Origin of the sequence: Paenibacillus cellulosilyticus (genome assembly GCF_003182255.1) — a bacterium.
Lineage (GTDB): Bacteria > Bacillota > Bacilli > Paenibacillales > Paenibacillaceae > Paenibacillus_T > Paenibacillus_T cellulosilyticus.
In genome coordinates this window covers 1-22,838 of sequence record NZ_QGTQ01000005.1, presented here as the reverse complement: position 1 = coordinate 22,838, position 22,838 = coordinate 1, and the positions used below count along the sequence as shown (strand labels likewise).

The window sequence follows — 22,838 nt, the reverse complement described above, 5'->3', positions numbered from 1 at the left end:
AAGTATTCCGGTTCCCCTGAGCCGTTCGAACGTACAATGCAAGAGGTCCCTATCATGACAGGGGCTTGATATTTGTGTAAATTGGAAGTTGGCTGAAGATGATGACGTTAACCGTACATTTCTAGACACTTTAAGTTTTTCTACAAGTGGTACAGATTAATAATGGCGCTCTGCAGCCACAAGCTGCCGAGCGTTTTTTTATTTCCGCATCATTGTTAGCTCGTCATCTCAAGCACGTATCCTAGCCAAGGATACTCTTCCTCACAGAGAGGAGTTATAATGATAATAATTGGAAATAAGACATCTGTTCCGAGTAGGGGATGAACAAGTGGGAAATACTTATATTATAGACTTCACTCGATTGCTGGGATATTCGGTACGTGATAAAATTGAGGTGAGAGGGAAATGAGCAACCCTCTTACTGTAAGATTCAATACGCCGGATTACGTCTTTCACGGGACGATCATGAAGTATTGCAACGGGCTTATTGAAAAGCCCATTAATTTGAAATTTGCAGGGAAGAACAAAGATTTTGGCTCTGGACTTTATACAACGATCGATTTTTACCAAGCTTCAAGATGGGCGAAAAGCTTTTATGAAGACGAATTACTCGCTGCTGAGGAAGACGGTTCTAATATTGCCCCTTGCGTCGTTGTTTATCAGTTGGCACCAGAAAAATTAGTCCCACAGGTCATTGAAGTACTTGATTTTAGGGGCGAGTCACGAGCATGGTCAAACTTTATCCTGAGGCATAGGTTTGATAGTTCAGTAGGAGAGTGTATGTGTGAAAGACACCCTCAAATCGTTTGTGGTTCGATGGCCGACAACAATACAGGGGTAGTAATACATGCATTTCGCGAGGACGGACGAAATGTAGACAACGTGCATGATCAGGAATGGTTCGCAAATGCAATTGTATGGACTAAAGACGGATCTAAGTTTTTATCAGGACTTGAATTAGGCGATCAGATTGCCTTCTTCGATGAAGACATAAATTCAATGTTAGTTCCCGTCGGCTACTATCAATTTGATACCAATATTACCGTTAGTGACGCAAGAGATTACTGGGAAGGGTGGGAGTGTCATGTCAAAAGAAGAGATGTTCCGTCGGTATGATAAAGCTGTTGAAAATGAGTTGATCAACAATTACAATGTTCCTGCGGAAGATGCACATCGTTTGATGAGTGACTACTACCCTGTAGTAACAAGAATTCACCAGCGAGAAGTAGAACCACAAAGGTATGCACGAATACTTAGTGGGATCCACCGTCAAAATAAACCACTTGCTGAGGTTAAAGATTCTATCAGCAAAACACTTGGGATCAAGTTTGTTGAAGGAAATATAAATTACACATCACCTCAAATTTCTAAGACACTCCGAAGTTACGGCTTAGTAAAACGTGTTGGTAGAAGTAATAGATATGCAGGGATTGATAGAAAGTTCGACGCTGTTAATGGAAATGTGATTAAACAAAAGCCTCAACAAATAAAAGGATAGTTAATATACACAACAAAACAAAAACTCCCCTATATAAGCTATGTAAGGAGAGTTTTTGTTTTGTTTATCGACGCGTGCCGATCACAGGTTTGCTTTTATATTTCCCTAGCTAAGTTCCTTTTGTTCAGCGACCAGCATGAGCTCGTATATCTTGCGTGCCGTATTGACGTTCCGTACCGTCGTCTGCTGGTAGACCTTCGTACCGATAATTTTGTTCATGCCACTCTTGCCTGCATTGTCACGGTCGTACGACCATAGAATGGCCCCGTGAACATAAATAACGCGATCGACCTCAGGCTTAATGATCAGTTTCTCGAGGACAGATTCGTCATTAATCTCTTCCCATAGGTACAGTACGTCACTCTTCATATCCGTACCATTCGTCCAATGCTCAGGCAGCTTGTCCATAATCACTTTGATTTCGTCTAATGTACGGACCATGACTTTAATCTTCAGGCCGAAGTCTGCGGCTATCGCTTCCTCCAGCTTCTCACTCAGCTCGTGAGCGGAGTGCGTGTCATCCCTGAATATGATATTACCCGTATTGATGTAGGTCACGACATCCGTTAAGCCGATCCCTTCGAACGTACGCTTCAGCTTCTTCATATCGACTTTATTATTGCCGCCTACGTTAATGCCTCTAAGTAAAGCTACGAATACCATCGTCAGTCCTCCAGTGTACGACCGCATTTTAATTGGAAATATGATATCGGCTATCTCTCAATACGTTTCAAATTACTTCCTTTAGCCGAACCATTCTTATTTTATCAATTAGGATGAAAAGAAGATAAGCTACGATGTTCAGTGAAAAGAACAGGACGACCCACAGTACATTCAATCTACCCATCCGATGAGCATTCAGGATGCTCCACAATGCGTACAAGATCCAATAGACTGACAAACTAACCATTGCGGCTGCCAAAGAAACGCGGGGCAACGGTGAGAATAATGCCTCTCTGTTCAATGCAATTCTAACCTCTCGTTGAGCACCGGTTAGATCCATGAGACCCGGAAACGAAATGTAAGGCTGCATGTCCAACCCTGATGCCTCCGTATCCTCGGGGTACACGTATTCATTCGTTAAATCCTTCGTCTTAGGCACATAGACAAACCGTAATATCCTCTTATGCTCCTTATAAAAGGACTGAATCTCCGCCGTCGGTATGACACCATTCGTGATCTTACCTTCTACTCGGCCATGATAGTCATGCAGCATGTTATCAAAGTCCGAGGAATTACGATTCTCAAGGAATCGGTTATACATAACGAATGCAAGAGAGAGGACAAGGAACATGCATGCAGCGATTAATATCCACCTCTTGAATCCATTCTGAAATACATCTTCCGCAGCTCTGCATTAATGATCTCTTCTTCTCCGAACCGCTTCAAAGCAATCGTCATACTCTCTTCGTCAGAATAGCCTTCCTGCCTTAAGGCCCAGACAGAATCAGTTAAATGACTTCTAATTTCGTCCTCTAGCTCTTTCTTCTCCTTGCGTTCAAGCGAGACATGTCTGCTGAGCGACGCAATGTAGTCCTCAATTCGCTTCATTTTCAACCCCCCTATAGAAAGTGTCGATTATATTTTTAAAAAAGTCCCACTGCTTCTTTCCCTCTACTAAGTAGTTCTTGCCTTCCTCCGTAATTTTGTAATACTTACGCCTTCCGCCCCCGCTTGCCTCGTCCTCGTTCCAATAAGAGGTTATCATTCGGCTTCCTTCGAGCCTTTTTAAAACGACGTACAGCGTACCCTCTTTTATTTCGAATGTATGTTCACTAATGTCTCGAATTCGTTTGGAGATTTCATAGCCGTATTGATCCTCATGCAGAATCTGGCTCAATATGATGTTTTCTATGTAACCTTTCAGCATTTCCTTATTAATTTCCAATATAATCCTCCCCTCAACATATGTATACCATAAAGTACTCTATACTGTATAGTAGTTTCCATTGTAAAAAACTAAGACCGCGCTCCTCCCATACAGGGCTGAGCACGGTCTTGTCTGTTTGAATCTCAACATAATCAAAACTAACGCATTCTCTGAATCGCCGGCTTCTTGGCCCGCTTCTTACCCGGCAGCGGACGTGCACAGAGCCGTCCGATATAGAGATCGAACGTTTCGGCCAGGTTCTCGTGCTGGAACTGCGTCTTAGCGCGCTTATAGCCTTCTAGCACAAGGCTCTCCCGCAGCACGGTGTCGCTCGCAAGCCGGACGACAGCGGCTGTTATTTCCGCATGAGATTCCGGCGTAACGATAAGTCCGGTCGTCCCATCCAGCACTGCTTCCGATGCGCCGCCGGATTTGCCCGCAATAACCGGTACGCCTGCCGAAGCAGCCTCCAGATAAACGATGCCAAATCCCTCTACGTCGCCTTCCTCCAGCTCGCGGCAGGCCATAATGAATTGATCAGCCAGATTGTAATAGTCGTTCAGCCGTTCACTGCCGGAGACATTACCGACAAACCGAACCGCTTCTGACACACCTGTCGTCTTCGCCAGCTGCTCAAGGCGTCCGCGTTCTGGACCGTCACCAACGATGACATAAATAGCGTTAGGGATTTGCTGCAGGATGGCAGGCATGGACTCAATCACCCGGTCATGTCCTTTACGCCTGACGAGTCGGCCGACCGTTAGAATGACGTGCTTGCCTTCTAGATCATGCTGCTTCAGCAGCTCTGCGTTTTTCTCCTGTCGATCGAAGATCGCTTCTACCCCAGGATTCACAAGCCCGATGCGGCTCGGATCAACCCCGTAATCCTCGACCCGTTTTCTCGTATATTCACTGTTCGTCAGCACACCGTCCGCCTTTCGTAAAATCAGCTTCACGATCTGATTCAATCCGATGTACTTGCGGAACATAAGCATATCCATGCCATGCGTGGAAATCACATAACGCCGCCCGCTGAATATTTTCAGCAGCAGTCCGATAAAGCCAATCAGTACATAACCGTACACAGTGACGTCCGGCTCTTCGCTTCGAAGCAATCTTCGAACATGGCGGAATAACCGTCCCCAACTCGTAAAGTCTACGCTTTCTCCTCGCATAAACGATCCTCGCACGATCCGGAATGGCTGGCCCTTATCGAAGGAGACGCACTCGGGATATTCGGAAGCGAGAACCGTCATATGGTGCTTGGAGTATTTGGACAGGTTGTAGTAATAGTTCTGCATGCCGCCAATGCCGGGAGGGAAAACACCGGTTACGAGAACGATTTTTCTACTCATACATTTTCACCCTTTTCGGTAGATGGCTTACCGCTTTAATGAGCAGCCAGAATGTCAATTCCGCCATGATGTTCCACAGTCGCGCGATAACGGAAATATGTAAGGCCGCATCCGTTCCCAGCTTTAGGGATAAGAAATAAACGAGAAAACCTTCCCTTACACCAAGCCCCCCTGGAAGCGGACTGAACAGCCCGAGCAGCCAAGAGGTTGCAAACGTCCCTGCCGCGTACAATAAACCGATATGCCCTTCGCCAAAGCTGTCGGTCAGCATCCAGAAGGCGATCCCCATTATGAAATGGCTGCCGAGAAAACAGACCAAATACCCGAAAAATGGATTCCGCGGCATAACCGCCGAACCGCCGACGGCTGCCGATTCATGAGATTCTCGCCCCTTGGCGAGCAGCCTCCCAAGGAGCTTCCAACGGGACGCACGAACGAATAGCTGCCGGATCCAAGTCGTAATGCGATCGTACAGTAAATACGCCAAAGCGATAATGACAAGCGCGGTCGATACGAGCGGCAGCGGACTGCCGCCCAAGCTTAAAGCGAAAAGAAGCGCGTACATTAACGCGGCGGACACCAACAAAACATTCTCGTAGACGATGGATGCAAGCTGCGCTTGCAGCGGAACGCCTGCCCGTGTCGCGAGTACAACGCGGCCCGCATAATTCCAGAAACCGCCGGGAATGTACTTGGCGAATTGCGAGTCGATGAAGATGCGAAGTCCAGTCAGCAGCCCTAGCTTCCGACCCTCCCGAATGCCTTCTCGCTCTCCCTCCGTCATCGCCGCGTTCACGATTAACACCCATATGCTCGCCTGCAGCATCAGAAACACAGCGAATAGGAGCATGGACGCGTAGAATCGGTAATCCGCCCGCATCAGGAACGCCGGAATGTCCGACGCCCTTAACGGAACGCTTCTTACGACGAAAAACACCGTTACCACCACGAGAATCGTTTTGAGCACCGTTGGCGCCCACCTTTGCAATGCCGCCATCGCTTCACCACTTTCCGACTCGGTAACGTAATCCCTTGATTGTAAACCCGAATGGTAAACCGAGATGCAGAGAATTATTAAGTTTTGGCATAGACACGTTGTACGGCAGCGGATCGGTTCCCGGCAGCCAATTGTAGTCTGGTATAATAAAGGCAATTATTCTTAAGTGCACCAGGGGGGTGGAACGACATGACGAAGGGTGAAAATACCCGCAACAACATTATTGCGAAATCGGCCGAACTGTTTAACCAGCAGGGCTATGCGGGCTCGTCCCTGTCGGACATTACAGCGTTAACGGGGATCAAGAAGGGCGGCATCTACCGCCATTTCGAGAACAAGGATGAAATTGCCGTTGAGGCTTACCGATATGCAGGCAGCATTGTGAGTCGTACCATTAAGGAAGCGCTCGAGCAGGAGTCGACCGCAATGGGCAAGCTGCTGGTCTATCTGCGGGTGTACGAGAATGTCGTGGACGATCCTCCTTTTATCGGTGGCTGCCCGCTTCTGAACCTTGCAACAGAGTCCGATGACGGGCATCCTGTTTTACGCGCGGAGGCTCGTCGGGGATTGGATAACACGCTGCATGCTTTGAGGGCGATCATTTCCGAAGGTATTCAGTCCGGCGAATTCCGATCCGACCTTCAAGTCGATGCACTTGCGACCTTCACCTTATCCGTCATGGAGGGCGGCATCATGCTTAGCAAGCTGGAGGGCGATAATCGGCATGTCCGCATGAACATCGACAGTCTGACCGCATATTTGAGAGGAATGTGCTTGGCAAGTAAGGAGTAGGTTTGTTTGTAAAATAAAACATCGCCACGCGGCCCGAGCCCTGGCGATGTTTATTTGATACTTTCGCATCAACCTCGGTAGTAGGACAGCACCCAGCTCACGCCGTTCCGGTCGGCTATACCCCCCGTCTCAAGGGCTGTTGATACGACCAACGTTCACCAGTTTCCGCGCCTTACTTCCTCCACGATGATCTTGACCCCTTCGTCAATTTGTTCCGATGAGGCCTGAGACACGCTGAGTCGCAGAAACTTCTCCCGCTCTATATAATCCGTCAGGTAGTACCCTTTGCTTGTCGAGACATTCACATCCCGCTCGCTTAACCGCTTTAAGAGACGTTCGATATTAACCGCGGCCTTCAGTTTGAAGTGTGTGTAAATGCCAGCGCGGATATCGGGTATCTCCATCAGCCCTGGCTCATGATATCGTCCCACTGCCTCCCGCAAAGCCCGCATCCGCAGTGCGTATAGGCTGCTTATCCTGTGCTTGTGCCGCTCATACATACCGTTCTTGATGTAGACCTCAAGCGCCGCCTGAGATAATAGCGAAGTGTCGGGGTAGATTTTATACGAATAGAACGTCTTGAGCAGTCGTTCAGGCAGCACAAGCGCGCCCAACCTTAAGCCCGGAAAGATGATCTTGGAGAAGCTCTTCACATAAATGACGTGCGAGCTCCCATCGCAGGCGTAGATCGGGTCGAATTGGTGCTCCGCACCCAAGTCAGCCATGTAGTCGTCCTCGATGACGTACACATCGTATTTGATGGCCAGCTTAGCTATTGCTTTCCTCTCTTCGAGGCTGTACGAAGTACCCAGCGGATTGTGGTATCTCGGCATGGTGTAGAACATTTTGATGCGGCCGCTCCTAAATCTCGTCTCCAGCTCCTGCAGGTCAATACCCGCAGTGGTACGAGCAATTCCCTGTACCGGAATACCCTCCATCTCTAGGAAACGCAAATACCGGTCATAGCCCGGCTGTTCGACGAGAATATCAGTCCTTCCGCTGGGAAAAGGCATTCGCGCCAATATTTCGAGTGCTTGCTGTGCCCCCGAAGTGATGAAGATCCGCTCCGCCCGGGTGAACACTTGGTCATTGGCCAGATGCGAAACAAGCGTATGCCGGAACGACTCCAGCCCTTGCGGTTCTCCATAGGTAAACAGATCGTACTTGTAAATATCAATCGCTTTGTTCAGACAGTGCTGAAAATCCAAATACGGAAACGCGTCCAAATCCGGCAGCACCGTAGCGAAGTCGATCAGCCTGCTATCCCGCTTATCACGCCAATCGCCCGGTTTCTCCACGACGTAAAAGCCGCTTTGCGGAACCGAATAAATGACGTGATGCTTCTCCAATTCCGCGTAAGCCTTCGTGACCGTGCTAATGCTGCAGCCATAATGTTCCGCAGCGATGCGGACGGAGGGCAGCTTCTGACCAGGTGTGTAGCGCCCCTCCCGAATACGGTTCTCTATATCCGATAGGATCGAGTTATATTTTTTCATACTGCCCTCCTCCTATGACCCAACTGTACCAGTACAGTTAGGGGAAAATGATATTGTTCGACGTACCGAATTATTTTATCTTCAATTCAACAGGTGAGACGTTCGCGAACACGCCGCCGTTAGTTGGAGAGGATGATGGAACATGAGTCATAAAGATATGCGGCTTCCCTACCTGTTAGCCGTGCTTAACGCAGTCATTATTGGGCTGTCCTTTTTATTCGCCAAACTAGTACTCGATTACGCCAGCCCACTGGACACGTTGGCCTTCCGCTTCGCGGCTTCGTTCCTCGTCATGACCGTGCCCGTCGCATTCGGCTGGGTGAAGCTGTCGTACCACGGCAAGCCGCTTGGCAAAGTGCTGCTGCTGGCAACGATGTATCCACTTGGTTTCTTTACGCTGCAAGCGTTCGGGTTGAAGCACGCCAGCTCGGCGGAAGGCGGCATTCTGTACGCGTTCACCCCGGTCGTAACTATGATCATCGCCTCCTTGTTTCTCAAGGAAACGACCACCCTATTACAGAAGCTGTCGATCTTTCTATCGGTGTTCGGCGTTGTGTTTATATTCATCATGAAAGGCAGCAGCATCGATCTATCGAACCTGATGGGGATCTCCTTATTGCTGCTGACGTGTGTCGCTTTTGCCGGGTACACCGTGCTGGCTCGTACGCTATCGAAGCAATTCCGACCGGCGGAAATCACCTATTTGATGCTCGGAGTCGGGTTCGTCTTTTTTCAAGCAGTCACACTCACTGACCATGCGGCTGCAGGTACGCTCCACCGTTATTTTGCACCGCTGACAAGCGGCACCTTTCTCCTATCCATTCTCTTCTTAGGGGTAGTATCATCGCTGGTCACAGCATTAACGTCCAACTACATCCTATCGAAGATGGAAGCATCAAGAATGAGCGCGTTTACTAATCTCTCGACTATCGTCTCAATAGCGGCGGGAGCAATCTTCCTTGGAGAAGAAGTGACCGTCTATCATTTGATCGGCTCGGTGCTCATTATTGCCGGGGTTGTTGGAGCCAATCGGTTGGGTAGAACAAGAGCCCAGGAAGTGGGGCTAGACATAGGGCGTGCAGATGCAGATGCTCATAAGTCAGTTTAACAAACTTACCGAATTTTGTTGGGATTAGCAAGGTCGCCTTTCCCTCAAGTCTAACCGTCCGTCTCCCGTCGATAAGACAATGAGATAGAACCATCTGTAATAATCAACGCCAAGGAGGGGCTATGACAGGCCGTTCGTTCTCAGCCTGTCATAGCCCCTCTTATCCGTGTCGACGCGGTCTCTCGGCACTTACATTTTACTTAATCAGCGTATATTTGCCAATGACAGGAAGCGGCTTGGCGCCCCCCTGTGCTGCACTTGCGATACCAATCACTGCGAGCGCTAAGCATCCTAGGTTAGCGAATGGAAGCAGCAGCCAACCAATAATCGGAATAATGCCGAGTACGATGTTAAGCGCAACACAGGTAATGAATAGAGTCAAACCCTGGTTTGCATGATATCTTGCGAACGCTGAATTTGGTGCAGCGAGCAGCGGAATGAAGAATATAATGTATGCGACGATGGCCATCCCTTTGTTGCTTTGAACATCTGCTTGATCAAACGAGTGAACGGGCATTTCTTGCATGAACAGCACCTCTTCCTTGGTCTATTGCCAGGTGGAGCTCAAGTAACAGGAACACCGCCAGGCATCGGAATATGACGGTTTACTCGCCAAAACCTCTCATTTTGCGTCAAAATACCACGGATTAATTCCAAATTTTACTTGATTATGCTAGTTTCGTCTACCTATAAACGTGATACCCCTTAATTGTTCTCACATTTACTATTATGTAATAGAAAGGGGACCTCTTGTATGAAATATCTCGTGACAAAGGGACAGTCCCCTAGCTGCATTGGCGCAGGGGACTGTCCCTTTGTATCTATCGACCAATCAGCCGACTAGAAACTCGTTCTAGTAAACGTAGCGTCGCTCTTATCGGTCGTGCTGCTCGACGAGGTGATCTGATCAAGCTGCAGCACGTAATTGTAGTGGCGAATGTAGTAGCCAGGCTGGCTGTACGACTGCAATGAAACTTTGGAGCTATCCGCCCAACCTGAGGCGATCAGGAACGTCGCATCCGCCTTGTAGTCGGTCGTATTCGCGAACGCCTCCAGCACGATTTTGCTGCTTGAGTTGCGCTTCAGGAAGTAACCGGGATAGTTGACCGATTCCAGTGACACACCGGAAGAGCTGGCAAGTCCCGTAACGACGCGGAATTGCGAATCCCCTACTGGCGAGACGCTAGGATCGATCCGCGCAGCAAAATTATAATGGCGGATATAATAGGTCGGATAGTTATACGATGCAAATTGGCTGTACCCCGTCGCCTCCGGCGTGGAAGGACCTAGCAGCTTCACTTCATGCAGCGTTGGCGTATACCAGTTGCTCGGATTGTTCCACAACACCGCCGACACCATGTTGATGCGGACGTAACGAGCGGTGAAATGTACCGCATCGGTCGTGAAGCCGTAACGCGTGTTGCTCGTCATATCCAGCGTCGAGTAGGTAGAGCCGTCGTTGCTGATCTCGATTTTGTACTTATAATAGCCTTCCGAGCCCTTGTACATAAACCACGAAATGTCTACCTCGGTTATCGTCTTCACCGATCCAAGGTCAACCTGCCACCATGCTGGCCAGGAGCTCGACGAAGCAGCCCATGCGTTCGTGTAGTTGCCGTCATTCGCGTTCGAGGCTGAGGAGCTAGAGGCGACAGAGCTTGCTGTTGCTGTCTTGCCTTGGGCATGATTCACCAGTGAAGGGGTTGTAACGACCCCGGTGGCGGCATCAATGGACCAGTCGGAGTACCACTCCAGTGTCGCCGTTCCGCTTGAATCATCGAGCGTTAGCGGCAGCCAAATATGCTTATGATCGCTTAGATCAAGCGGATTCCAGCGGTCGGCCATATAGATATAGGTCGTCGCACTGCTGCCCGTAATCGTCGCGATATCATGAATTTGTGTAGCGAATGCAGACGGATTACCGAAGTTGGTCAGCGCCGACCACGTGCCTGTCATCGAGGTAGCGGTGGCGTAAGCGCCTTGGTTCGGATACCAGCCCGATGCCTGCGAAGTGAACAGATAGTAGCGCGAGCCCTTCTTGACGACGGCAGGCGCTTCGCGGTACGAGTTCTCAAACAACCAGCCGACAAACGTCGTAACGCCCGTATAGCTGGCATTCATTTGGAACACAGCCATCGTATCGTTCGCGCCACCGTTTTTCTTAGAAGCCGAAATGAGATAGCCCGTGCCATCGGTATCAACGAACACGGTCATATCGCGAGACTCGTAATCAAGTGGACGGAAGCTGCCTTGATACGTGAAGTTGCCGTCCGGCGTGCTGCTCGTCGCTACCGCGACGCGTGCAAGGCCATAGTCCGTACCATTCTCATAGTGTGCCCATAACACATATTTGCCTGTGGCTGCGTTGTAGATCACCTTTGGACGCTCGATTTTGCTGCTATTCAACTCCGTCGCCGAGTTTTTCGTCAGAATGGCATTCTTGAACGTCCAGTTCTTCAAATCCGTCGAGGTATAAACATTGACGCTGTCGAACGTGCCGCTAACCGCATGCTCGCCGTACAAGTAATAGGTGCTGCCGATTTGCAAAATGTTGCCGCTGTTCGCGTTGATCGGATTGCCTGCAGTGTCCACCCAGTCCGTGCCGTTCGTAATGCTGATGCTTGCTGCGCTCGTCCTCTCTGGTGACAAGCCAAACAGCGATATGAAGAAAGCAGCGAGCAGGATGCCAATCAATCCTTTCTTCATTTCATCATACACCTCCAGTATAATTAGAAATAGAAAACGCTTACAATTATAGTCTAGCTCTCAGCCTGCTGGATACAAGTGAACAATTTGTACCTAAATGCACGATTTATACAATTTCAGTGTTGAACCTATGTACAATTCAGCAGTCTTTTGATTGTCAATTTACATATCCGGGTATGGAACGATAGGAAAACAGCGGTGGGTGTCGAAACTAAGAACAATCGATGACTATAACAGATAAGGGAGCTGGCAGCGTGTTTTTACACTTTTTGCAACAAAATGAGTACAAGAAGGCTTTCCTCGAACTGGCGCATATCGTAGTTAATGCCGACGGACACGTTAACTTGAAGGAAAAGGGCGGACTTCGCATGATCGCGGCTGAGCTGGATTTGCCTGTGGCAGTTGCGACATCACGTTCGCTTTCAGATATACTCGCCTGCGTGCAGGATGAGCGTGTACAGCATATTTTCATGGTGGAAACCTTGCTGCTGTGCTATGCCGACGGCGATTACAACGACGACGAGAAGGATGTCATTATGGAGATGAAGCGGATGTTTGATATCTCCGATGAGAAGTACGAGGCGTTTAAGGATTGGGTCGTCCGTATGGACAAGCTAAAGATCGAGGGCGTACAGCTGATTTTGAATATGCCTTAGCTTCGGCGTTTCATGCATATGACAAATGAATAGAGCCGGAGAGGCTGCTTGCAGCGTCTTCCGGCTCTTCTATTTGTACAGGATCTATCTTAAAAACATGCAGTTCTCTTCTGCACGCAGCTCTCCACGTACAGGAATAATGGACTTCACCGTTGAATACATCGGAGTAATCTGAAATCGGCATAATGCCAGCCAAAGGAGGCTTTCCGCTTGAAAACCATCACCGTGCAGAAACTCGTGGACCATTTTAAGCTGGAGGTGGTTGCCGCTGCAAACAGCCTCAACCGTGACATTACGCGTTCTCGGGCGCATCGACCAGGGCTGGAGTTCGTTGGGTACTTCGATTTCTTCCCGATGGAGCGCGTCCAAGTTCTAGGCCGTAAAGAAATTAACTATCTGCTTCGACTCAGCGTCGAGGAGCGGCTGCTTTATATCGGCAATATCGTCAAGTACCATCCGCCCTGCTTCATTGTGACCGCAGACCAGCAGGAAATCCCCTATCTGAAGAAATTCTGCGACGAAGAGGGCATTCCCCTGCTGCGAACGCCCGATACGACCGTCGAATTCATCGCCAAGCTAGACGGGTTCCTGACGAAGGCGCTTGCGCCTGAGCAGTCGATTCACGGCGTGTGCGTGAACGTATCCGGCATCGGCGTGCTGCTGAGAGGCAAGTCTGGCGTCGGCAAAAGCGAAACTGCGCATACACTCATCCGCAGAGGTCACCGATTCGTCGCGGACGACATCGTCGTGCTGAAGAAGCTAGGTCCGGCGCTGCTGCTCGGTACCCATAATGTGACGACCCGCGAATTCCTCGCGTTGCGAAGCGTCGGCTTGATCAACGTCGTGCGCCAATACGGCCGTCGAGCTTTTCAGGACGAGACGCGCATCGTGCTCGATATTGAGCTGACAACCTGGCGGGAAGGAGAGCTGAGCAATGAGCTGGAGCTAGAGCCCCGATATACCGAATATATGGGTGTGCAGATTCCTCATATCGAGATTCCACTGCAACCGGGGCGTGATGTCGCCGGCTTAATTGAGGCGGCGGCGAACAACTGGTATCTGAAACAGCACGGCTACAGTGCGGCCGAAGAGTTCATGCAGCGTATTCAAGACCAAATAACATAAGGGAAGGTGCGGCGTTGCAGACCGGTCGTCGTGTTCGAGCGATCGGTCGCTCACTGAATATCTTCACCCCAAGCTTCGAGCTTGACCACTATCTCGCCCAACTTCTACAAACTGCCGCCCCCTCGCGGCGGTTTTATTTTTGATCGGACAGATGCTCTGCTGCAATGGCGGCATTACGCTCCCTTTCGCTTTGCTTGCCGAAGATTAGCGCCGTCCCCAGTGGCAGCTCGTCATGGATGTCAGACAATTTCCCCAATATCGTGTTGACCGACAATAAGCTTGACCGGTTCCAAATAAACCCGAGTGACGGCAGGCTGTTGCACGAGATTGATCTCTATATCCACGATTTTATAACGAGCGAGCTGGCCCTCCCTGGTATCATAGACGACTTCAAACTCCTTTAATCCCAACTGCTGAATCAGGACAGAGGAGCCAATCGATAAAGCCGCCGTCTCGAACTCCCCATGCTGGAATAATACTTCCGTAAGAATTTCTTCATTCATATCTACGATTTTCACCTGCTGGCAGAACTGATAATACATACACGAACCTCTCCTTAAAATGTATAAATTATAAATTCAGATAAAGCTGTTTGTGTTTACTCTCGCTGTTCTTCTATAGTATCGAAAAATGACGGCGTAAATTAACGATCGGACAAAGGCGGCTCATTCTCTAACCAATTCCACTCGTTATTTTGAGACATATAATTGGTGCCAATATAACCAGGGCACCCAACAAGGGTGCCCTTCAATTTCAATCGCCCTACAGTCGCACCTGCGAAACAAAGTGCGTGCCGCTGCCACAGCTTACAGCAACGCGGTTTGCGCAACTTGCTGCGGCGGCGGGAAGTACCCAATATAGCTGGCATATGCCATCAACTTGTCTACGAACGATAGATCGGTATAGGCACATCGCAGGCTGGTAGGCGCCAGAAACGCGCTCGTCATCTCGCAATCGTAGAGGAACTCCGAGTCTCTGGCTCCCTCACCCTCCAGCTGCGCCATCGCAAGCTCAAGTGCTTCTTTGCTCTTCGTGATGGCCGGATCGAACAACCATTGAACATACTTGCCGAATTCCATCGTTTCCACGCCATATCCACACTTATTAATCATTTCGATCAGTTCCATGTACGTGATCGGATTCGGATTGCAAATATGGAATACGCGGCCGATTGCCTCCCGCTTCAGCATGAGGTCCGTAATCGTACTGCTCGCATAATCAACAGGCGTAACGTCGATATAGCAGTCGACTTTTGGAGCTTTGCCTAATAGCAGCATCCCCTTGATCATTCGATAGAAGGCGTTGCTCTCGATGTTGGTTTGGAATTTGCCCGATAAAGAATGGCAGGCGATATTTCCCGGGCGATAAATGCTAACGGACAGCCCTTGCGAGGCAGCGGCAATAACAAGCTTTTCCGCTTCCAGCTTGCTATTTGTATACACGTTATCCACTTGAAGCCCCGCATCCATTTCACCCGAAAGCTCTACCGAATCCCACTTCCCGTCTAATGCTAATTGTTCCGGAACGCCAATCGTCGAGATATGGTGGAAGCGTACGCCTGGTTTGGACTGAGCAAGTTCAAGCAGGTGCCGAGTGGCATCGACATTCGTTTTGAAAATTTGCTCTTCATCGCCTAGGTGTCTTACGTCGGCGGCAGCATGAACGACCGTGTCCATCTGACTGTGCAGCATATCCTTATCTTGAGCCGACAGCCCAAGTCCAGAAACCTCAAGATCCCCCTCCACTACGTGAACACGCTCATTCATCACAAACAACAAGCTGTCACCGAAATACGTTCTCATCACGTCCCATAATCTATCGCCTGCAGGCTGATCTTGTGAGCTGCGAACGAGTGCTATAATCCTAGCCCGGCTTTTCTTCAACAATTCATAGAGAATATGCGAACCCAAATAGCCCGTTGCCCCGGTTAAGAGAATGCAGGTAGGCTCACTATTGTCCTCATCGGAATGACCCGGTCCTATCATTCTAGGATATTCGCGCAGTAATTTGATGCTTCCATCACGCGCTGCCGCCACTTCAGATGCAGCTTGTCCCAGCTGGCTGAGCCGTTCCATCCAGCCTGCTAATTGCTCAATCGTCTTGTATTGATAGAGATGCTGGGTTTCAAGCGCCGGATAATGCGGCTTGAGGCTAACGAGCACTTGAATGGCAGACAGCGAGTCCCCCCCAATCTGGAAGAAGTCGTCCTCAATGCTGGCAGCCTCTTTGCCCAATACTTCCTTCCAAGCATGAGCAATAAGCTTCTGAACCTCCGTATGCGGCTGTTTGGATGGGTCCACCAGAGCTTGCTCCTCTTCAATGGATGACAGCTCGTAGGCAGCCAGCTTCTTGCGATCGACCTTACCTGTTGGAGAAAGCGGCATCCGGTCCAATCGACTGAGCCATTTGGGCACATAATAAGCAGGCAGCCTCTCCTGCAAGAAGACACGGAGCTCCGAAGAGGATAAGCGACTACCATCCTTAGAAGTATAATAGCCGACTAGCTGCAGCTGTCCGCTCGGCTCCTTAACCGCAACAACAGCTGCTTCCTGAATATTCGGATATTTAGCCATAACGTCTTCGACGGCGCCAATCTCAATCCGGTGTCCTCGGATTTTGACCTGCGTATCTCTGCGAGTTACATATTCAAGCGTTCCGTTCTCCAGCAGCTTGACGATGTCCCCGGATTTGTACACCATTTTCTCGGGATCAAAGGGACTAGTGATGAACACTTCTGCTGTCTTCTCCGGTTTCCCCAAATACCCTTTGGACAGACCGACACTCTCAATTAACATCTCGCCAGGAACATTCACCGGACATAGCTGCATGCCTTCGTTAACGACGTAAACCTTGTAATTACTGTTTGGATACCCGATCGGGATATGCGTCAGTTCATCCTTCACCTGTGGAATCCGATAATAGGTCGTTCCGACTGTGCATTCCGTAGGCCCGTATAAGTTGTATACGTTAATTCGACCAGCCGTCTTTTTCTGAAAAACGCGCACCTGCTCCCCGTACAAAGCCTCGCCTGCCGTCATAATGGTTCTAACCCGGCGCAGCTTATAGAAGCCCTCATCCGAGAGTACAGAAGCGATTTGGTTGAAAAATACGGTCGGAACGAACGGAACAAACGTCACCTTCATTCGTTCTACAACGGACGCGAAGTCTTCTACCGAGACGCGTTCCTCTGCGGAGAGCAAATACAGATGAGCGCCGCTAAACAGCGCGCAAATCAATTCCGAGACAGAGGCGTCGAAGCTGAATGATGCGAACTGCGCCACGGTATCCTGCTCCGTAATTTCAAACTCCTTCTTGCTGAAGACGCCGAGGTTCACGACCCCTTTATGAGCCAGTAGTGCACCTTTCGGCTTGCCGGTCGAGCCCGAGGTATAGATAACATAAGCCAGATCGTCCGGCGTTATATTTTGCTCCGGATTCGAATCGCTATAAACGCTAAGATCCGAATCTACAGCGATGACATGCTTGACCGTACCGAGCTTCGCTCCCATCTGCTTCGCCTGCTCTAGATGAGAATGCTTGGTGAGTATGTATCCCGCTCTCGTGTCCTCCAGAATGTAGCTGACGCGATCTTCCGGATATTCAGGGTCTACAGGTACGTACGCCCCTCCTGCTTTTAATATGCCGAGCAGGCTGATGATCGTATCCGTGCTTCTTTCCATGAAGATCGTTACGAAATCGCCTTTGCGTATTCCTTTGCTTAGCAGCATGTGAGCGACTCGGTTCGCTTGTTCATTTAATGCCCGATACGTATAGGAGCCTTCTGACGAAGAAATAGCCAGTCGATCTGAATATTGCTCCACCACGTTCTCAACGAATTGATGGACCGTCAGGTCTTCGGGATAATCCAAATCCGTGTCATTCAGTTTGCCGTACAGGGCATATTCATCGGCGGACAATAAATCGATCGTCTCAATGTTTACCGTTTCATCCATATATGCCGCCTCCGCAATTGTTCGGAAGGCGTCCAAATAACGGCGAATCGTCGCTTCTTTGAACATGGATGTATCGTAGCGTACTTGCAGCGATACTTCTTGGTGGCCGCAAGATAGCATCCAGCTTAGAAGCTGTTCATTATAGGCATCCGGCTCACCATCAACGATAAAGCCGTTGTCCACCACCACATTGCCATATTGGTGCTCTGTCTTGCTCAGTTGCTTAAGAACCTTTTCAAAAATTACCTCAAACGTTCTTTCCTTATCGAGTGAGATAAGAATAAGCAATTCGCCTTTATCCGGCATGGATGTCCCAATCGCTATATCGGTTTCTCCGCCGGAGAACCGGTAGAGAAGGGAGGCATAGATAGCCAAGAAAAACGCGTTACGTCTTTGTTCATCGCACACATTGCCCGAATAAGACGCCAGCAGATCTCGACGAAGCTCCACATTGATGCTTGCAAACTCATACGCTCTTAATTGACGCGCACCATCCATTGGAAGCTGCAGAATCGGCAGTTCTTGATCCCTTACGTCATCCGTTTTCGGTCCCAATGCAGTATTCTTGACCATTATCTCCCCTCCTGTCCTGTGCTATTTTGTTTTAACGCGGAATGTTTCGATTTGCTCTTTCAATTTCTCTGCTACGGATGAGAGCATGTTGGAAGCATCTACAATGGAAGACATCCGCTGCTGCTGCCCCTCAACGGAGTTGGTGATCTTCTCCGTTCCCGTCGTTGTCGCATCGACGGTTGAGCTTAATTCATCTGCGGATGCAGCCAGCTCCTCCGTTGCTGCCGACATTTCTTGAGCAGCGCTCGATACTTCCTGGGTTTGCTCCGAAACATTCTTGGTCGCTCTCGAAATCTCCGTGAACAGACTGCTCGTTTCATGAGCCAACGACATCCCTTTTTCCACGACGCCTGTTCCGTATTCCATCGATTGTGCAGCATGTTGAATGCTTACTTGGATTTCATCGATCAGCGTCGAGATTTGTTCAGCCGATTCTTTCGATTGTTCAGCCAATTTCCGTACTTCTCCTGCAACTACAGCGAATCCACGGCCGTGCTCACCTACGCGCGACGCCTCGATGGCTGCATTTAGTGCCAATAAGTTTGTCTGTGTAGCTATCCCGCGAATCATCACGAGTATGCTGCCGATTTCATTGGATCTATGGTTCAACAATTCTACCGTTTGCGAAACGTTGTTCACGAATCCGGAGATTTCCGACATTTGATCCACCATATTGATGACGGCAGTATTGCCCTGCTCTGATTTGCTCTCCATATCCGCAGCTTCCTCTGCCAGACTGGACGAGTTCTGCGCTACGGATTGAATGACGGTCGACATTTCCGTAATTGCGCGCGAGCTGTCCCGTGCAGATTGCTGCTGAATCAAAATATTGTCGGCGATCATCTTAATATTGGAATGAATCGATTCCGCCTGACGGTTATTTTCATCTGTCGAGAGGTACAAGGTCTGGGCAGATTCCGCGACCTGCGTTGAGAGCTCCTGTATCTTAACCATCGTACCGTTCATCTTGCGAACCATCTGGTTAAACTTATCGTTTACGATACCCAGGTCATCGGTTCCTGTCGTTATTTCGACGTCAAGATCTCCTGCACTAACCTTCTCGATGCCCCCGATAAGCGACTTAATTGGCGACAGCGTTCTTCTTACGATGTAGTACTGGACAAGCAAGACAAGAACTAGGAAGCCAATCATAATGGAGAGACTATAGACAAGCAGCTCGTGCAGCCCGACAGAAATCGCACTGGCATCCGCATCCGCTGCGAAATAGGCGAATATGGTCCCTTTTTCGTCTTTAATCGGATAAGCGATCGTCGTCCATATGCCGAACTCATCGGAGTAAATATCAGAGAACGTCGGCTCTCCCGATTTCATCATACTGTGCAGCGTATCGACGATTACTTGCGGCTGCTCGAACATGTCCTTGGCCGTCATATTCATCTCCTTGAGTGGCTCTAGGAGAGAAGTAGGAACGGCGATCTGTGACGTCTTATTTCCGTTCTCCAACTCCGTACCACTCACATACGCCTGCGCGATGTTCGGATTATACTTGTTAACGGAATCGAGAATCGGTCTCAATTTAAGCTGTTCCGGTCCCTGGAAGTCCTGCTCCTGCAGAGAGGCCCGGGCCATTTCCGGCTTAATTTGCTTGGACCATTCTTCTGTTATCGTCTTAATTTGCTGATGAAGCTGGCTGGTCAATATGTTTTTCTGAATATAGTAGCTAGAGATAATCAGTATTGTCCCGACCAAAATAATATTAATAGATGAGAACAATAAATTTTTTGCGAAAAAGGACATTCTCAATCTGCTTTTCACTTACGTTACCTCCGATGTTGTATAATGCGGAAACGCCATTTGTCAAAAACATAATCGTTCTTCCTAAATTCCTTCTTCAACACGACTCCTTCCTATATAATGGGCACGCGCTGCCGACCTCTGAACGCAAAAAGGCTGCTCTGACGAGCAGCCGTTGTCACAACTAGACAGGATCTTGTCCATACACTTCGGCAGCCCGGCTGTCATCGTTCCATAGAACCTTAGACCCGCGGCTTTGCGACCTTGACTTTCGTCAAGTGTGCTATTTTCGGTCACACTACCAATGTACTATTTTTCCAACTTATTTACAAGGAAAACCATTTCAAGAATCGACATAATGTTTTGTAAAACTCAACTTTATTGATCTTTTTCGACATTATTCGCAAAAAAATCGCTGAGTAGCATGGTATGAGCACAAAAAAAGAGCTGACGAGTTATTCGGCAGCTCTTGCATATCTATAGGTGACAGGATTGATTTTATTAGAGAATGAAAGCATCTGAAGTCTACCCAACTAACAATCCTTAATAAGGATTAGGTACCCCTCTGAATCTGTTACGTGAAAACTAGTTGTTTTCTCATAGGGGCAATAATAAATCTCATCGACTTGGGCACCTTTGGATCTGAGGATTTCGTGCGCAGCGTTAATGTCCGATGAGAATAAGCTAAATACCGCATGCGTAGCTGGGTTTCTCTTGTCCGATTCAATTAACAGTATTCGAGCACCGTTCATATCCAATCTGCCCTGTGCATCTTTACTCAAGCCCAGAACATCTGTATACCACGCGATTGCTATATCATAGTCACGAACATGCACATAAATTTCTGTTACCTGATTTGTGATAACCTTTGTTGTAGTATCCACCCAATCACCCTCCTATTATTGTAAAATAAATCCACTCTCAGCATAGCGAGGATTAGTTTGCTTGTACAGTCTTTTTGCGCCCGTCGATACATCACATAATCAAAGAAATTGGCTATGCATATAACGCCAAAAGAATAGTAACAACTAGCGCAATTAAATTGTTAATAAAGAAATATGCCCGAGCCTTCGCCTTACTGATCGGGAGTTTCAATGTTAGCCATTCCGTTACAAATCCAATCATAAACCTATGCTTCCGCTGGCTAATACCTGCACAACTTTATATTCGGCAAGCACGCCCGAACGATCATTAAACTGCAGAATACCACCGAGAAAGAGGCCTAGAAAAAAGGACTTCATAATGTTTTCCAAATAAATTTTGTTCCGTGAACGCAAGAAAGCCACCGAAGGTTCGGCGGCTTTCAAATGCGCAATACAAAAACACCTCCAAGGATTCCCCCTCTTTCTTACGAAAGAAGTGTATTACCTTGAAGGTGTTTAAATTTGTTCTATGCCACAGGATCAGACCCATGGAATAGATTCAGGTTAATGTCATATCGGGATGACACGATTTGAACATGCGACCCCCTGGTCCCAAACCAGGTGCTCTACCAAGCTGAGCTACATCCCGAAATGGCGTGCCCTAAGAGATTCGAACTCCTGACCTTTTGATTCGTAGTCAAACGCTCTATCCAGCTGAGCTAAGGGCACTAATTATGGAGCGGAAGACGGGAATCGAACCCGCGACCCTCGCCTTGGCAAGGCGATGCTCTACCGCTGAGCCACTTCCGCATAGATGGTGCGGTCAAGAGGACTTGAACCTCCACGGTTGTTACACCACTAGAACCTGAATCTAGCGCGTCTGCCAATTCCGCCATGACCGCGTATTAAATTATGGTGCGGTTGAGAGGACTCGAACCTCCACGAGCGTACGCCCACTACCCCCTCAAGATAGCGTGTCTGCCATTCCACCACAACCGCATATGAAACTAAAAGTGAGCCATGTAGGACTCGAACCTACGACACCCTGATTAAAAGTCAGGTGCTCTACCAACTGAGCTAATGGCTCATGCTCAGATCTGTTGGGTAATTAACCCTCGAGGAAAAATGGTGCCGGCGATAGGAGTCGAACCCACGACCTACTGATTACAAGTCAGTTGCTCTACCAACTGAGCTACACCGGCATATGATGTTGTTTAAAATGGCGGAGCCGACGGGATTCGAACCCGCGGTCTCCTGCGTGACAGGCAGGCATGTTAGGCCTCTACACCACGGCTCCACATTTTAATTGGTTGCGGGGGCAGGATTTGAACCTGCGGCCTTCGGGTTATGAGCCCGACGAGCTACCGAGCTGCTCCACCCCGCGATATTCATTATGGTGGAGGCTGACGGGATCGAACCGCCGACCCTCTGCTTGTAAGGCAGATGCTCTCCCAGCTGAGCTAAGCCTCCATAATGGTGACCCGTAGGGGATTCGAACCCCTGTTACCTCCGTGAAAGGGAGGTGTCTTAACCCCTTGACCAACGGGCCTTACGACATACGAATAGTTATGGCTCCCCGAACAGGACTCGAACCTGTGACAACTCGATTAACAGTCGAGTGCTCTACCAACTGAGCTATCAGGGAACATTATCCATGTAATGGTGGAGCCAAGCGGGATCGAACCGCTGACCTCCTGCTTGCAAGGCAGGCGCTCTCCCAGCTGAGCTATGGCCCCGTACGTATATGGTTGGCCTTAGTGGACTCGAACCACCGACCTCACCCTTATCAGGGGTGCGCTCTAACCAGCTGAGCTAAAGGCCAATAAAAAAAACCACATCAATGTGGTGGTGACTTCATGCACAAAATCACACCTTGAAAACTGGATATGAATAGGGTAGCAGAACATTTTAGCTTTAGCGTATGCTTTACCTTCGCTTGCGCAAAGGATTTTAGCTTATGCTTCCGAAGTTGCGATTTTGGCATTCGCCAAAACGCTTAGGATAAGCCCTCGACCTATTAGTACTCGTCAGCTGCACGCATTGCTGCGCTTCCACCCCGAGCCTATCAACCTGGTCGTCTTCCAGGGGTCT

Annotated in this window: 18 protein-coding genes, 14 tRNA genes, 1 rRNA gene and 1 riboswitch; of the genes, 6 read left to right on the top strand and 27 right to left on the bottom strand. The window is 49.0% G+C overall.

Features of this window, described 5'->3' with window-relative positions; translation table 11 throughout:
* The first annotated feature begins 405 nt into the window (after positions 1 to 405).
* Both DFQ01_RS09190 and DFQ01_RS09185 read left to right on the top strand, forming a co-directional pair.
* Positions 406 to 1,116 carry a DUF3990 domain-containing protein gene (locus tag DFQ01_RS09190; protein WP_110043601.1) on the top strand — a complete coding sequence of 237 codons (711 nt, stop codon included), beginning with the start codon at positions 406 to 408 and terminating at the stop codon, positions 1,114 to 1,116.
* Positions 1,085 to 1,498, top strand: coding sequence for a hypothetical protein (locus DFQ01_RS09185; RefSeq protein WP_110043600.1), 414 nt, complete (start codon positions 1,085 to 1,087; stop codon positions 1,496 to 1,498). The genes DFQ01_RS09190 and DFQ01_RS09185 overlap by 32 nt, the downstream gene beginning before the upstream one ends.
* A 105-nt stretch (positions 1,499 to 1,603) precedes the next feature.
* On the opposite strand, the gene DFQ01_RS09180 is transcribed toward DFQ01_RS09185, so the two are convergent.
* From DFQ01_RS09180 to DFQ01_RS09155, 5 genes are all read right to left on the bottom strand, one after another.
* Positions 1,604 to 2,161 (bottom strand): DUF1697 domain-containing protein, encoded by a 558-nt coding sequence (locus DFQ01_RS09180; RefSeq protein ID WP_110043599.1) that lies wholly within the window; start codon positions 2,159 to 2,161, stop codon positions 1,604 to 1,606.
* A 642-nt stretch (positions 2,162 to 2,803) separates the two neighbouring features.
* On the bottom strand, positions 2,804 to 3,049 hold the full coding sequence (locus DFQ01_RS09170) for a permease prefix domain 1-containing protein (RefSeq protein WP_110043597.1): 246 nt from the start codon (positions 3,047 to 3,049) through the stop codon (positions 2,804 to 2,806).
* Positions 3,036 to 3,386: a PadR family transcriptional regulator gene (locus DFQ01_RS09165; protein ID WP_110043596.1), complete on the bottom strand. Its 351-nt coding sequence runs from the start codon at positions 3,384 to 3,386 to the stop codon at positions 3,036 to 3,038. The genes DFQ01_RS09170 and DFQ01_RS09165 overlap by 14 nt, the downstream gene beginning before the upstream one ends.
* A gap of 140 nt (positions 3,387 to 3,526) precedes the next feature.
* Positions 3,527 to 4,723 (bottom strand): glycosyltransferase family 4 protein, encoded by a 1,197-nt coding sequence (locus DFQ01_RS09160; RefSeq protein WP_110043595.1) that lies wholly within the window; start codon positions 4,721 to 4,723, stop codon positions 3,527 to 3,529.
* Positions 4,716 to 5,720 carry a lysylphosphatidylglycerol synthase domain-containing protein gene (locus tag DFQ01_RS09155; RefSeq protein ID WP_110043594.1) on the bottom strand — a complete coding sequence of 335 codons (1,005 nt, stop codon included), beginning with the start codon at positions 5,718 to 5,720 and terminating at the stop codon, positions 4,716 to 4,718. Before DFQ01_RS09155 ends, DFQ01_RS09160 begins: the two co-directional genes overlap by 8 nt.
* A gap of 189 nt (positions 5,721 to 5,909) precedes the next feature.
* Between DFQ01_RS09155 and DFQ01_RS09150 the strand changes: the two genes are divergently transcribed.
* Positions 5,910 to 6,512, top strand: coding sequence for a TetR/AcrR family transcriptional regulator (locus DFQ01_RS09150; RefSeq protein WP_110043593.1), 603 nt, complete (start codon positions 5,910 to 5,912; stop codon positions 6,510 to 6,512).
* Between the two features lie 155 nt (positions 6,513 to 6,667).
* On the opposite strand, the gene DFQ01_RS09145 is transcribed toward DFQ01_RS09150, so the two are convergent.
* Complete coding sequence (locus DFQ01_RS09145; protein WP_110043592.1) at positions 6,668 to 8,008, bottom strand: aminotransferase-like domain-containing protein; 1,341 nt, start codon at positions 8,006 to 8,008, stop codon at positions 6,668 to 6,670.
* Positions 8,009 to 8,150: 142 nt separating this feature from the next.
* On the opposite strand from DFQ01_RS09145, the gene DFQ01_RS09140 reads away from it, so the two are divergent.
* Positions 8,151 to 9,116: a DMT family transporter gene (locus tag DFQ01_RS09140; RefSeq protein ID WP_110043591.1), complete on the top strand. Its 966-nt coding sequence runs from the start codon at positions 8,151 to 8,153 to the stop codon at positions 9,114 to 9,116.
* Between the two features lie 196 nt (positions 9,117 to 9,312).
* Here the strand turns inward: DFQ01_RS09140 and DFQ01_RS09135 are convergent, their stop codons facing one another.
* Positions 9,313 to 9,642, bottom strand: coding sequence for a DUF4870 domain-containing protein (locus DFQ01_RS09135; protein WP_110043590.1), 330 nt, complete (start codon positions 9,640 to 9,642; stop codon positions 9,313 to 9,315).
* Positions 9,643 to 9,956: 314 nt separating this feature from the next.
* Positions 9,957 to 11,822, bottom strand: coding sequence for an AbfB domain-containing protein (locus DFQ01_RS09130; RefSeq protein WP_110043589.1), 1,866 nt, complete (start codon positions 11,820 to 11,822; stop codon positions 9,957 to 9,959).
* Positions 11,823 to 12,076: 254 nt separating this feature from the next.
* Between DFQ01_RS09130 and DFQ01_RS09125 the strand changes: the two genes are divergently transcribed.
* Together DFQ01_RS09125 and hprK are read left to right on the top strand one after the other, a co-directional pair.
* A complete protein-coding gene (locus DFQ01_RS09125) occupies positions 12,077 to 12,478 on the top strand; it encodes a hypothetical protein (protein WP_110043588.1) in 402 nt (133 codons plus the stop codon).
* A gap of 210 nt (positions 12,479 to 12,688) precedes the next feature.
* Complete coding sequence (gene hprK / locus DFQ01_RS09120) at positions 12,689 to 13,603, top strand: HPr(Ser) kinase/phosphatase (protein WP_110043587.1); 915 nt, start codon at positions 12,689 to 12,691, stop codon at positions 13,601 to 13,603.
* Between the two features lie 239 nt (positions 13,604 to 13,842).
* Here the strand turns inward: hprK and DFQ01_RS09115 are convergent, their stop codons facing one another.
* The 19 genes from DFQ01_RS09115 to DFQ01_RS09020 form a co-directional block, all read right to left on the bottom strand.
* Entirely contained in the window at positions 13,843 to 14,145 is a 303-nt protein-coding gene (locus tag DFQ01_RS09115; RefSeq protein WP_110043586.1) for a hypothetical protein, read from the bottom strand.
* 264 nt (positions 14,146 to 14,409) lie between these two features.
* A complete protein-coding gene (locus DFQ01_RS09110; protein WP_245946591.1) occupies positions 14,410 to 18,129 on the bottom strand; it encodes a non-ribosomal peptide synthetase in 3,720 nt (1,239 codons plus the stop codon).
* A 21-nt stretch (positions 18,130 to 18,150) separates the two neighbouring features.
* Positions 18,151 to 19,905: a methyl-accepting chemotaxis protein gene (locus DFQ01_RS09105; RefSeq protein WP_245946590.1), complete on the bottom strand. Its 1,755-nt coding sequence runs from the start codon at positions 19,903 to 19,905 to the stop codon at positions 18,151 to 18,153.
* A 187-nt stretch (positions 19,906 to 20,092) separates the two neighbouring features.
* Positions 20,093 to 20,179, bottom strand: a riboswitch (cyclic di-GMP riboswitch).
* A gap of 238 nt (positions 20,180 to 20,417) precedes the next feature.
* Positions 20,418 to 20,768, bottom strand: a complete 351-nt coding sequence (locus tag DFQ01_RS09100; protein ID WP_110043585.1) for a VOC family protein — start codon at positions 20,766 to 20,768, stop codon at positions 20,418 to 20,420.
* A gap of 554 nt (positions 20,769 to 21,322) precedes the next feature.
* Positions 21,323 to 21,396: transfer RNA gene (locus DFQ01_RS09090), tRNA-Pro, on the bottom strand.
* A 3-nt stretch (positions 21,397 to 21,399) separates the two neighbouring features.
* Positions 21,400 to 21,476 (bottom strand) — tRNA-Arg (locus tag DFQ01_RS09085).
* A 6-nt stretch (positions 21,477 to 21,482) separates the two neighbouring features.
* A tRNA-Gly gene (locus tag DFQ01_RS09080) sits at positions 21,483 to 21,557 on the bottom strand.
* A gap of 5 nt (positions 21,558 to 21,562) precedes the next feature.
* A tRNA-Leu gene (locus DFQ01_RS09075) sits at positions 21,563 to 21,649 on the bottom strand.
* Positions 21,650 to 21,660: 11 nt separating this feature from the next.
* Positions 21,661 to 21,746: transfer RNA gene (locus DFQ01_RS09070), tRNA-Leu, on the bottom strand.
* Positions 21,747 to 21,761: 15 nt separating this feature from the next.
* Positions 21,762 to 21,834 (bottom strand) — tRNA-Lys (locus tag DFQ01_RS09065).
* Positions 21,835 to 21,873: 39 nt separating this feature from the next.
* Positions 21,874 to 21,949, bottom strand: a tRNA-Thr gene (locus DFQ01_RS09060).
* Between the two features lie 18 nt (positions 21,950 to 21,967).
* Positions 21,968 to 22,044 (bottom strand) — tRNA-Asp (locus DFQ01_RS09055).
* Positions 22,045 to 22,054: 10 nt separating this feature from the next.
* Positions 22,055 to 22,131, bottom strand: a tRNA-Met gene (locus tag DFQ01_RS09050).
* Positions 22,132 to 22,141: 10 nt separating this feature from the next.
* Positions 22,142 to 22,217 (bottom strand) — tRNA-Val (locus DFQ01_RS09045).
* A 4-nt stretch (positions 22,218 to 22,221) separates the two neighbouring features.
* Positions 22,222 to 22,296: transfer RNA gene (locus DFQ01_RS09040), tRNA-Glu, on the bottom strand.
* 20 nt (positions 22,297 to 22,316) lie between these two features.
* Positions 22,317 to 22,392 (bottom strand) — tRNA-Asn (locus DFQ01_RS09035).
* Between the two features lie 15 nt (positions 22,393 to 22,407).
* Positions 22,408 to 22,483: transfer RNA gene (locus DFQ01_RS09030), tRNA-Ala, on the bottom strand.
* A gap of 9 nt (positions 22,484 to 22,492) precedes the next feature.
* A tRNA-Ile gene (locus DFQ01_RS09025) sits at positions 22,493 to 22,569 on the bottom strand.
* Between the two features lie 175 nt (positions 22,570 to 22,744).
* A 23S ribosomal RNA gene (locus tag DFQ01_RS09020) occupies positions 22,745 to 22,838 on the bottom strand; the annotation flags it as partial.